3 protein-coding genes are annotated in these 4309 nt (G+C 50.6%); all 3 read left to right on the top strand.

Going from position 1 to position 4309, the window contains the following annotated elements; translation table 11 throughout:
- Positions 1-378: 378 nt before the first annotated feature.
- From KDK14_RS02235 to KDK14_RS02225, 3 genes are read left to right on the top strand one after another with little or no spacing between them, the layout of a single operon-like run.
- Entirely contained in the window at positions 379-1389 is a 1011-nt protein-coding gene (locus KDK14_RS02235) for a Fe(3+) ABC transporter substrate-binding protein (RefSeq protein ID WP_257263392.1), read from the top strand.
- 16 nt (positions 1390-1405) lie between these two features.
- Entirely contained in the window at positions 1406-3043 is a 1638-nt protein-coding gene (locus KDK14_RS02230; protein ID WP_257263391.1) for an iron ABC transporter permease, read from the top strand.
- Complete coding sequence (locus KDK14_RS02225; RefSeq protein WP_257263390.1) at positions 3040-4176, top strand: ABC transporter ATP-binding protein; 1137 nt, start codon at positions 3040-3042, stop codon at positions 4174-4176. The genes KDK14_RS02230 and KDK14_RS02225 overlap by 4 nt, the downstream gene beginning before the upstream one ends.
- Positions 4177-4309: the final 133 nt, after the last annotated feature.

Raw genomic sequence — 4309 nt, 5'->3', positions numbered from 1 at the left:
TTATTATAGTTGTTGATAAAATCTGTGGATAAGCAAATAAAAACTATTAATTTCAACAATTTGCATGATGAATAACACTGTTGACTTGCTGTCAGGAAGTTTTAGTTAACCTGTGATCAAGCTGTGGAAAAAAATGACCTTATCCACAGGGTGATTTTATCAAAGGGTTATTCCCATCTTGTTAATAGTTTGTCTACACAGGTATCCACAGAACGATAATTTTCAGGGGTTTTGCCGGAAAGCCACTGACTGTGCGGGGTGCGTAGTCATTGATGGCTTTCAGACCATTGAATTTATCCACAGGTGAAAAAGGGGTTGCGAATTGAGTGGAAGTAAGTAGAATCCGCAAATGATAATAATTCTTGTTTGCAGGATGCTATGAAAAAACTTCTCTTTATTACTTCTGCTATGGCAATCTCGTGTTCTTCTTTGCTGGCCCAGACTGCCGAAGAGGTCAATGTCTACTCTTATCGCCAACCTTTTCTGATTGAGCCCATGCTCAAAGACTTTGAACAGGAAACCGGCGTAAACGTTAACGTCGTGTTTGCCAAGAAAGGTCTGGAAGAGCGTATTGAGCGGGAAGGAAAGTTCAGCCCGGCAGATGTCGTACTGACTTCTGACATGATCAGTCTTTTTGATCTGGTTGATCGCCAACTGGTGCAACCCGTCAACAGTAAAACCATAAACGACAACATCCCTGCACACTTGAGGGACCCGGATAATCAGTGGTACTCATTGACCATGCGGGTTCGTAATATTTACAGCTCCAGGCGCAATGACAAGCCCGTCAATATCAACTACGAAGACCTGGCCAGCAGTGCGTTTAAAGGCAAGGTCTGTACCCGCAGTGGCAAGCACCCCTATAACATTGGTCTGGTCGCCTCCATGATTGCCCACAACGGTGAAGCACAAACCAAACAGTGGCTCAAAGGGGTAAAAGCCAATCTGGCCCGTCGTCCCCAGGGTAATGACCGGGCCCAGATAAAAGCGATCAAGGAGGGGGTTTGTGATGTCTCTCTGGGCAACAGCTATTACTACGGCAAAATGATGAAGAATGAGGATCAGAAAGCCTGGGCGGATGCGGTTTATCTCAACTTCCCCAATCAGAAGACGGTGGGTTCCCATGTCAACATCAGTGGCATGGTGATGGCAAAATATGCACCAAACAAGGATAACGCCCTCAAACTCATGGAGTACCTGGCCAGCGAAGAGGCTCAGTCCATTTATGCCCGGGACAATATGGAATATCCGGTCAACCCGAACGTTCCTGTGTCTGACACCGTGGCTGCATGGGGAAAGTTCAAGGCTGACCCACTGCCGGTTGCCGATATTGCAGCTAACCGTACCAAGGCTCAACGTCTTCTGGACGAAGTAAAATTTGATCTTTAAATCTTGTCATTAGTGCATGAATCACAACTTACCGATCTACTGGAGGGCTGGCAGCTGGCTGCTGGCCCTTTTACTTTTTGCACCTGTTGTCGCTCTGGTGCTGGAGGCGCTCGCCCCTGCGGGTGATTTATTTGACCATCTTTGGAATACCGTTCTAACCACCTACATCGTGAACAGTGTCCTTCTGATTCTTGGAATCCTGGGGCTTGGGGCTATTCTGGCGATCCCTGCCGCCTGGGTGATGGCCAATGCCCGAATTCCGGGCAGGGATCAGCTACAGTGGTTACTGGTATTACCTCTGGCCATGCCATCCTATGTTATTGCCTATATCTATACCGACCTGCTGGAATTTGCCGGGCCAGTGCAGCGTTTTCTGAGAGTGCTCACGGGTTGGACGTCAGCAGCAGACTATTTCTTTCCGGAAATACGCAGCCTTGGGGGTGCCATTATTGTGCTTGCCCTGGTGCTTTATCCCTATCTGTACCTGCTGGCAAGAACCGCTTTTCTTGAGCAATCGAAAAGCCAGGCTCTGGCCAGCCGACTGCTGGGTTGCTCATCTTTGCACAGTTTTTTTCGGGTAACCTTGCCCATGGCGCGTCCGGCCATCATTACCGGTCTGGCGCTGATGGCCATGGAAGCCCTGGCTGATTTTGCCACGGTAAGCTATTTTTCCGTGCCCACATTAACCACGGCGGTATACGACACTTGGCTTGGTTATGGCAGCTTGAATGCGGCAGCAAAAATCTCGGCCTTGATGTTGCTGGTGGTTATGCTGTTGATCAGCACAGAAAAATACAGCCGTCGTAGACAACAGCTCTACCAGAAAAATACCGGGCAGGAACAGCGGGAGTTGGTGGAACTTTGTGGCTGGTCAAAATGGCTGGCTATCGGTTGGTGCTGGCTGCTGGTGATCCTGGGTTTTGTGCTGCCATCACTGGTGCTGGTGGAGTACCTGATTGCCTGGTTCAATGATTCATGGAGCAGTGCGCTGTTTAAATACGGTGGTAACAGCCTGATGGTTTCCGGCTCCGCCGCCACTGTTGCCTGCTTTATTGCCCTGTTTCTTGGTGTTTATCAGCGGTTACAGTGCAGAGGTTTTTCCCGAATCCCGGCGCGTCTGGCCTCCACCGGATATGTCCTGCCGGGGACTGTTCTGGCCATTGGGGTACTGATTCCCCTGACGCTCTTGGACAATTTGCTCAACGAACTGCTGATTCATTGGCACCAGTCACCGGTAGGGCTTATTTTCAGCGGCTCTGTCATTACCCTGATTTTTGCCTATGTGGTGCGGTTCTCTGCCCTGGCTGTGGGCAGTGTTGAGTCCAGCCTGGGACGGATTTCCCCTTCGCTGGACATGGCCAGCAGAACTCTGGGGTGTACCCCGCGGGAAATGGTCAGGCGTGTTCACCTGCCCTTAATCCGTAAAGGCATGCTGGCAGGGCTGCTGCTGGTATTTATTGAGTGCATGAAAGAGCTGCCAGTCACACTGTTACTCAGACCCTTTAATTTTGAAACTCTGGCTACCCGGGTCTTCCAATACGTCTCTGATGAACAGTTGGAATATGCGGCACCTGCTGCATTGGTGCTGGTTCTGGCAGGATTGGTTCCCCTGATTATGCTTAATCACTCTCTGGAAAGGCAGGAACAGCAATGAGCGCCCTGAACATCAATAAACTTGCCTGCGCTTATGACCGCTCAACCAGAAAAAACAACGCCATTGCTGATAACCTGGTCCTGGCCGGATTAAACCTGGCCATAGAGGATGGTGAAATTGTCGGCCTTCTGGGTCCCAGTGGCTGTGGCAAGTCGACATTATTAAAAGCGATTGCCGGTTTGATTCAGCCGATATCCGGCACCATTGAACTCCATGGCAAGGAAGTCAGCTCGGCTGCCAGGGTCACACCGCCGGAGCAGCGGGGCATCGGCATGATCTTTCAGGATTATGCCCTGTTTCCCCACCTGACGGTGTTTGACAACATCAGTTTTGGCCTTAAAGGCACCTTCGGCCGAAACAAACCACAGGTCAGGCAACGGGTTCAGGATATGTTGCGGCTGGTGAACCTTTATGGTCTTCACCAGCGCTATCCACACGAACTGTCCGGAGGACAGCAACAGCGTGTGGCCATCGCCAGGGCATTGGCCAACGAACCTTCCATTGTGTTGCTGGATGAGCCGTTTTCCAATATCGACAGCCAGGTCCGTCAGCCTCTGGTCAGGGAAATACGGGATATCCTCAAGCAACAAAAAGTCGCCGGACTGTTGGTTACCCACAGCCGTGAAGAAGGTTTTGCTTTTGCCGATACCATTGCGGTCATGGGGCAGGGCAGAATCATGCAGCAGGGGACCGCCTTCGATATCTATCACCACCCTGACAATCGTTTTATTGCTGACTTTATGGGTGCCGGAAACGTTCTGCCTGCCACCATTGAAGATGAGTTTCATGTGAGCACCCCATTAGGCATTGTGGCATCCATGCGAGCGCTTCCCATGGAAAAAGCAGGGACAACTCTTGAATTATTTATCCGGCCACAGATGGTGGCAGTCGCTGCTGTGGGTAAATCGGAAGGCGCACTATCGGGCAGTTGTCCCCAGGCGACCATCACCCGACAGCAGTTTATTGGAAAAAGTATACGCAGCGAAATTCACCTGGGCTGTTATCAGGTGAGTTATCAGCTGGTGGCAGAGCATTTAAATCCGGTAGCCGCGAATGCTACCGTGCAACTGAACATTATTCCTCATGATCTGGTACTGTTTGCTGCACGTGGCCTGAACGCTCTTCCTGAATAAGGGAGTGGGTGTCAGGAATTGTTCCGGAACAACTTCATCATTTTATTCAGTCCGGGAAAATGTCGCCGCCCGCTGTCGGCAAAAGCACAAGTGGTTCCAGCTTTTCGGGAAGCGGGTAGCGTCTGTAGAAATG

This window comes from Endozoicomonas sp. ONNA2 (genome assembly GCF_024606365.1).
Taxonomy (GTDB): Bacteria; Pseudomonadota; Gammaproteobacteria; order Pseudomonadales; family Endozoicomonadaceae; genus Endozoicomonas.
The sequence above is the reverse complement of the archived record's forward strand: the minus strand, read 5'-3'. Positions and strand labels throughout refer to the sequence as shown.